This window comes from Pseudomonas sp. C 49-2 (assembly GCF_003970195.1).
Lineage (GTDB): Bacteria > Pseudomonadota > Gammaproteobacteria > Pseudomonadales > Pseudomonadaceae > Aquipseudomonas > Aquipseudomonas canadensis.
Genome location: NZ_RXYG01000014.1, coordinates 130,725 through 137,214, shown reverse-complemented (window position 1 = coordinate 137,214; position 6,490 = coordinate 130,725). Strand labels below are relative to the sequence as shown.

At 60.7% G+C, this 6,490-nt stretch carries 7 protein-coding genes; 5 read left to right on the top strand and 2 right to left on the bottom strand.

Annotated elements, in window-relative coordinates; translation table 11 throughout:
- Positions 1 to 169: 169 nt before the first annotated feature.
- Positions 170 to 1,447 carry a serine/threonine transporter gene (locus EJ576_RS24465; protein WP_122728196.1) on the bottom strand — a complete coding sequence of 426 codons (1,278 nt, stop codon included), beginning with the start codon at positions 1,445 to 1,447 and terminating at the stop codon, positions 170 to 172.
- Between the two features lie 284 nt (positions 1,448 to 1,731).
- Between EJ576_RS24465 and EJ576_RS24460 the strand changes: the two genes are divergently transcribed.
- The 5 genes from EJ576_RS24460 (at position 1,732) to EJ576_RS24440 (ending at position 6,015) form a co-directional block, all read left to right on the top strand.
- Positions 1,732 to 2,325: a TetR/AcrR family transcriptional regulator gene (locus tag EJ576_RS24460; RefSeq protein WP_122728198.1), complete on the top strand. Its 594-nt coding sequence runs from the start codon at positions 1,732 to 1,734 to the stop codon at positions 2,323 to 2,325.
- A 184-nt stretch (positions 2,326 to 2,509) separates the two neighbouring features.
- Entirely contained in the window at positions 2,510 to 3,034 is a 525-nt protein-coding gene (locus EJ576_RS24455) for a cysteine hydrolase family protein (protein WP_126571338.1), read from the top strand.
- A gap of 53 nt (positions 3,035 to 3,087) precedes the next feature.
- Positions 3,088 to 4,041 carry a 2-hydroxyacid dehydrogenase gene (locus tag EJ576_RS24450; RefSeq protein ID WP_122728202.1) on the top strand — a complete coding sequence of 318 codons (954 nt, stop codon included), beginning with the start codon at positions 3,088 to 3,090 and terminating at the stop codon, positions 4,039 to 4,041.
- A 129-nt stretch (positions 4,042 to 4,170) separates the two neighbouring features.
- Complete coding sequence (locus EJ576_RS24445) at positions 4,171 to 5,238, top strand: phosphotransferase family protein (RefSeq protein WP_122728204.1); 1,068 nt, start codon at positions 4,171 to 4,173, stop codon at positions 5,236 to 5,238.
- A gap of 9 nt (positions 5,239 to 5,247) precedes the next feature.
- Positions 5,248 to 6,015 carry an SDR family oxidoreductase gene (locus tag EJ576_RS24440; protein ID WP_010210056.1) on the top strand — a complete coding sequence of 256 codons (768 nt, stop codon included), beginning with the start codon at positions 5,248 to 5,250 and terminating at the stop codon, positions 6,013 to 6,015.
- Here the strand turns inward: EJ576_RS24440 and EJ576_RS24435 are convergent, their stop codons facing one another.
- On the bottom strand, positions 6,016 to 6,459 hold the full coding sequence (locus EJ576_RS24435; protein WP_122728206.1) for a carboxymuconolactone decarboxylase family protein: 444 nt from the start codon (positions 6,457 to 6,459) through the stop codon (positions 6,016 to 6,018).
- Between the last annotated feature and the right edge of the window lie 31 nt (positions 6,460 to 6,490).

The following is a 6,490-nucleotide window of genomic DNA, read 5'->3' as shown; positions in this document are numbered from 1 at the left end:
TAGGCGAGGTGCCGAGTGTTGGGGCAAGAGCGCTTTGGTTACTTTCGCGCTTTTCGAAAGTGACCCGCCGTAAGGGCGGAACCAATATCAGCCATCACCGCAGCAACGGATATATACACCAACAGACCGCTATCGCAAGTAAGGTGCAGTCAGACAGACCACACCAGCCTCAAGCAAAAAACGAATAAACCACCGCACTGATCGCCACCAACCCCACCGCCGTGACAAACACATTGGACGCCTGCCCACGGTACTTGGCCATAGCCGGCACCTTACGGATGGCATACATCGGCATCAGAAACAGGATAGAAGCAATGATCGGACCGCCCAGCGCCTCAATCATCCCGAGAATGCTTGGGTTCAACGTGGCAACGATCCAGCACACCACCAACATGAACGCCGCCGTCATCCGGTCCAGACGCTTGGCCTCAGGACGACGACCGGTCTTCAGCACCAACCCCTTGAGGCCTTCACTCGCACCGATGTAATGCCCCAAGAACGACTTGGCAATCGCCACGAACGCAATCAAGGGCGCTGCGAACTCGATGGTCGGGTTATTGAAGTGGTTGGCCAGATACGACAGGATCGACAAATTCTGTGCCTTCGCCTCGGCGAGCTGCGCCGGCGACAGGGTCAGCACGCAGCTGAACACGAAAAACAGCACCATCACCACCATCAGCAGATGCGCGCGAGACAGGATCTGCGAGCTGCGCTCATCAGCGTGGACGCCGTACTGGCGCTTCTGGTCCACCGCAAAGGCCGAAATGATCGGCGAATGATTAAACGAGAACACCATCACCGGAATCGCCAGCCACAAGGTACTGAGCAATGCGGACGGCGCAGGCACCACGCTGGCGGTGCTGAGAATGCCGCCATTCCAGTGCGGGATCAGGTACACCGCCAGGAACAGCAACGCGACGATAAACGGATACACCATCAGGCTCATCGCCTTGACGATCACTTGCTCACCGCAACGCACCACGGCCAGCAGACCGAGGATCAGCACAAACGACAGGAGCGCCCGTGGTGGCGGCATGATGTGCAGTTGATGCTCCATGAAGCTGCCGACGGTGTTGGTCAACGCCACGCTGTAGATCAGCAGGATCGGAAAAATGGCGAAGAAGTACAGCAAGGTGATCAGCGCGCCGGCCTTGATGCCGAAGTGCTCTTCAACCACGTCGGTGATGTCGGAGCCTTCACGGCCGGACAGCACGAAACGGGTCAGGCCACGGTGGGCGAAGAAGGTCATCGGGAACGCCAGCAGCGCGAGGATCACCAGCGGCCAGAAGCCACCCAGGCCCGCGTTGATCGGCAAGAACAGCGTACCGGCGCCAATGGCGGTGCCGAACAGGCCAAGCATCCAGGTGGTGTCCTGGCGGCTCCAGCTTGTGAGGGTTGCAGGTGTCGTTGCATAGCGTTCGTCGACGCTATTGGCCTGATCATTCATCCGGTCGGATCTCCGCATTTACACGGCCGGGACGAGTCAGAAAAACCTGACAGGCAGCGCCCCGACCATAGAAGGGGCCGGATTGTCCGGGATTCTTGTGAATAAGCAAAGACTTAGCTGAGGAACCGTGGTGCGGTGCAGGCCCGCAGGGGCACCTGTATACGGCGGTATTCGGGGCGTGCGGCTGAATGTGGAATATACATTCCCGCACAAATCTATTTTAGAATCGCACGTGATCCTGTAGTTTTCATCCAGCATCCGCCGTTTATCCAGAGAGCCCTGCCATGCCTCGCGTTTCCCGCAAACAAGCCGAACTCAATCGCGAAATCATCGTCGAGGCTGCCACGCATCTGTTTCGCGAACGCGGCTTGCACGGCATTAGTCTGTCAGACGTTATGGCCGCCGCTGGCTTGACCCACGGCGGTTTCTACGGGCACTTCGCCTCCAAGGAAGCCCTCGCCACCGAAGCCTGCCAGCAGGCATTCGAGCAAGCGAACCAGGGCTGGCAGGCAAAAATCGATCACAGCGAAGATCAACAGGCTGCCCGCGAGGCCGTGATGGGGCCTTATCTGACAGCCACCCATCGCGACAACCCTGGCGATGGCTGCCCTGTGTCGGCCTTCGCCCCGGACATGTGCCATGAACCCGCCGACACCGCCTTGCAGCACGCCTTTATTGAGGGCGTCGAGAAGTCGCTGGAGGTCTTTGCGCAGCTACAGGATGGAGATCGCCAGGCAATGCTGGCCAACTACGCGATGATGATTGGCGCAGTGACCCTGGCGCGTGCAACACGTGGCATTGGTCTGTCGGATGAGTTCCTGGTTGCTGCACGAAATGCCCTACTGGCCGTTGACAGCCCTTCCTCCGTCCCGGCATGATCAGGCCATGAACATTTTCCAGCGCTTCCTCACCCGCACCACCACCACGACCGCTTACGGCGGGTCGCGCGGTGGCTGTGAGTGCCTGAGCTAGACACTTCACAGATTCAACCCAAGGCCCCGCCAGCGATGGACGGGGCCTTTTTATTGCTCCGTCCATATGGCTATCACAAGGAGCAACACCATGGCTGACGCCCTGCTGATCATCGACATGCAAACCGGCTTATACGATGGCCCGGAAAAACCCTTCGAGCGCGAACGCGTGCTCGCCACCCTCAACCTGCTGATTCAGCGTGCACGCCATGCTGGCGCCCCGATCTTCTTCGCCCGTCACACCGGCCCGGCAGGTTCACCGATTGCAGCCGGGAGCCCGCTCTGGCAGTTGTGGCATGAGCTTGAGGTGGATGAGTCCCGCGATCACCTGTTCAACAAGACCCGCCCCAGCTGCTTCCTGGGCACAAATCTAGAACAGCAACTGAGAGCAGCGCAGGTCAAAGACCTGGTGATCGCCGGTATGAAAACCCAGTTCTGCATCGACACCACTTGCCGGGTAGCCGTGGAATTAGGGTTTTCGGTGGTGCTACCGGAAGACGGCCATACCTGCATGGACACACCGGCACTCAAGGCCGAAGCGATTATCGAGCATCACAATGCGACCCTTGCCGGGGCGTTCGTGAAGCGTACATGCGCGGCCGAGGTCCGCTTCTGACCGCACAAATACGGCATACTCCTCCCCTCAAACCCTTCAGGAAGAGCCTTCCGATGACCGCTACTGTTTTGGTCCTGGTTGAAACCATCAACGAATACCTGCCCATCATCGAGGGCAATGACTTTCATGTGATCCTGGCACCGACACCCGCCGAACGCGCCGAAGCCATCAAGGCCCATGGCAGCCAGATCAGGGCCGTGCTGACCCGTGGCCCGCTGGGCTTGTACGCCGAGGAAATCGCCGCCCTGCCCCTGCTGGAAATCATCTGTGTGATCGGTGCCGGCTACGAGCACGTAGACCTGCAAGCCGCCAGCAATCGCGGGATCGTCGTGACCAATGGCGCCGGGGTGAATGCGCCGTCGGTGGCCGATCACGCCATGGCACTGCTGCTGTCGCTGGTGCGCGGCATCCCGCAGACCGACGCCGCCGTACGCCGCAGCGAATGGCCGAAAGTGATGCGCCCGTCCCTGGGCGGCAAGCAACTGGGCATCCTCGGGCTGGGTGCGGTGGGCCTGGAAATCGCCAAGCGCGCGTCCCTGGGCTTTGGCATGGAGGTGAGTTACCACAACCGCCAGCCACGCGATGATGTGGACTACACCTACTGCGCCACTGCGGTGGAACTGGCGCGCACCTCGGACTTCCTGATCCTGGCCACACCCGGCGGCTCCAGCACTCGCCACTTGATCGATCGCCACGCCCTGGATGCCTTGGGCCCGAATGGGTACCTGGTCAATATTGGCCGTGGCAGCGTGGTAGTCACCGCCGACCTGGTCGCCGCCCTGGAGCAACGCCGCATCGGTGGCGCCGCATTGGATGTATTCGACGACGAACCCCAAGTGCCCGACGCCCTCAAGAAACTCAGCAATACCGTGCTCACCTCCCACGTCGCGGGCCTGTCGCCCGAAGCGGCCCATGACACCGTGCAGCGCGTGGCCGACAACCTGGTGGAATACTTTGCCGGTCGCCCGGTGCTCACGCCGGTTGCCCTGCCCTCGCCCACTAAATGACCGATCAGGCACGCTGATCATCGTCCAACACGCTAACCTATTAAGCCGCCCCGACCTTGTCGCTGGGCGGTTGTGCGCATTAGATTAGAAAATAGTCCAAGGCCTTTAGAATAAGCAGAAGGGATAAGCATGGCGCTGAACGACCAATCGACCCAGATTCGCCCAGGCGAAGAACTTGATGCCAGCCTGATCGATCCCTACCTCAAGGCCCATATCCCCGGCCTGAGCGGCACGCCCACCATCAGCCAGTTTCCCGGTGGCGCGTCCAACCTGACCTACCTGCTGGAATACCCTGGCCAGGAATTCGTGCTGCGCCGCCCGCCCTTTGGCCACAAGGCCAAGTCCGCCCACGACATGGGCCGCGAGTACCGCATTCTCAACCAGCTCAAAGATGGCTTCCCCTATTGCCCCAAGGCCTACGTGCATTGCACCGATGAGTCAGTGATCGGCGCCGAGTTCTATGTGATGGAGCGGGTCAGCGGCATCATCCTGCGCTCCGACCTGCCGCCTGAACTGGGCCTGGACGCGGCCAAGACCGAAGCGCTGTGTAAAAGCTTCATCGACAAGTTCGTCGAACTGCACCAGGTGGACTACAGCGCCTGCGGCCTGGCCGACCTGGGCAAGCCGCAAGGCTATGTAGAGCGCCAGATCCGTGGCTGGAGCGATCGCTACGAAAAAGCCCTGACCCCCGACGCGCCGCGCTGGGAAGCGGTACGCGCCTGGCTCAACGACAAGATGCCCGCCGACCACCCGACCTCCAGCATCGTGCACAACGACTATCGCTTCGATAACGTGATCCTCGACCCGCACAACCCGATGCAGATCATCGGCGTGCTGGACTGGGAGCTGACCACCCTCGGCGACCCGCTGATGGACCTGGGCAACACCCTCGCCTATTGGATCGAAGCGGCCGACCCGGCGCCGGTGCAACTGATGCGCCGCCAGCCGAGCAACGCGCCGGGCATGCTCACCCGCCGTGAATTCGTCGACTACTACGCTGAACGCTCGGGCATCCAGATCGACAACTTCGATTTCTACTACACCTACGGCCTGTTCCGCCTGGCCGGCATCGTGCAGCAGATCTACTACCGCTTCTTCCATGGCCAGACCCAGGACAAACGCTTTGCGCAGTTCATTCACATGAACACGCTGCTGGAGCAGATGAGCCTGAACGTCATCAGCAAATCGTCCCTTTAAGGAACCGCTATGTCCAAGACCCACCTGTTCGACCTCGACGGCAAGATCGCATTCGTTTCCGGCGCCAGCCGTGGCATCGGCGAGGCCATCGCCAAGTTGCTGGCCCAGCAAGGCGCCCATGTAATCGTATCCAGCCGCAAGCTCGAAGGCTGCCAGCACGTGGCCGACGCAATCATCGCCGATGGCGGCAAAGCCACGGCCGTGGCCTGCCATATCGGTGAAATGGAACAGATCACCCAAGTGTTCGCCGGTATCCGCGAACAGTTCGGGCGCCTGGATATCCTGGTCAACAACGCCGCGACCAACCCACAGTTCTGCAACGTGCTGGACACCGACCTCGGTGCGTTCCAAAAGACCGTTGACGTGAACATCCGTGGCTACTTCTTCATGTCCGTGGAAGCCGGCAAGCTGATGCGCGAGAACGGCGGCGGCAGCATCATCAACGTCGCGTCGATCAACGGGATTTCCCCCGGTGTATTCCAGGGCATCTACTCGGTGACCAAGGCCGCCGTGATCAACATGACCAAGGTGTTCGCCAAGGAGTGCGCAGCGTTCGGCATTCGCTGCAATGCCCTGCTGCCGGGCCTGACCGACACCAAGTTCGCCTCGGCGCTGGTGAAGAACGACGCGATCCTGAAAATGGCGCTGGCGCAGATCCCGCTCAAGCGCGTGGCCGACCCGAGCGAAATGGCTGGCGCGGTGCTGTTCCTGGCCAGCGATGCATCGAGCTACACCACCGGTGTGTCGCTGAACGTGGACGGTGGTTTCCTGTCCTGATCAGGCATTCGGCGGCTGCTGTCGAAAACTGACCGCCAGGCGGTTCCAGCCACTGATGCTGGACACCGCCATGGTCAGGTCTACCAGTTCCTGCTCGCTGAACTCCACCCGCACGGCGGCAAACAATTCATCCGATACCGTCGAGGTCGGCAGTGTCGCGACCGATTCGCTCCAGGCCAACGCAGCCTTTTCCCGCGCCGTGAAGAACGGCGAATCCCGCCAGACGCATAACGCGAACAAACGTCGCTCGGTCTCGCCGCGCTGACGTGCCGCCATCGAGTGCATGTCCGTACAGAAACCACAGTGGTTGAGCTGCGAGACACGGATCTTGATCAGTTCCAGCAAAGGCTTTTCGATGGACAAGCCGAAGGTCGTCGCCTCCAGCATCAGCATGCCTTTGAGCGCCTGCGGTGAGGCGGTGTAGTAATCCAGGCGGGGTTCCATGGGGATTGCTCTCTGGCGGTAGGTTCAATGA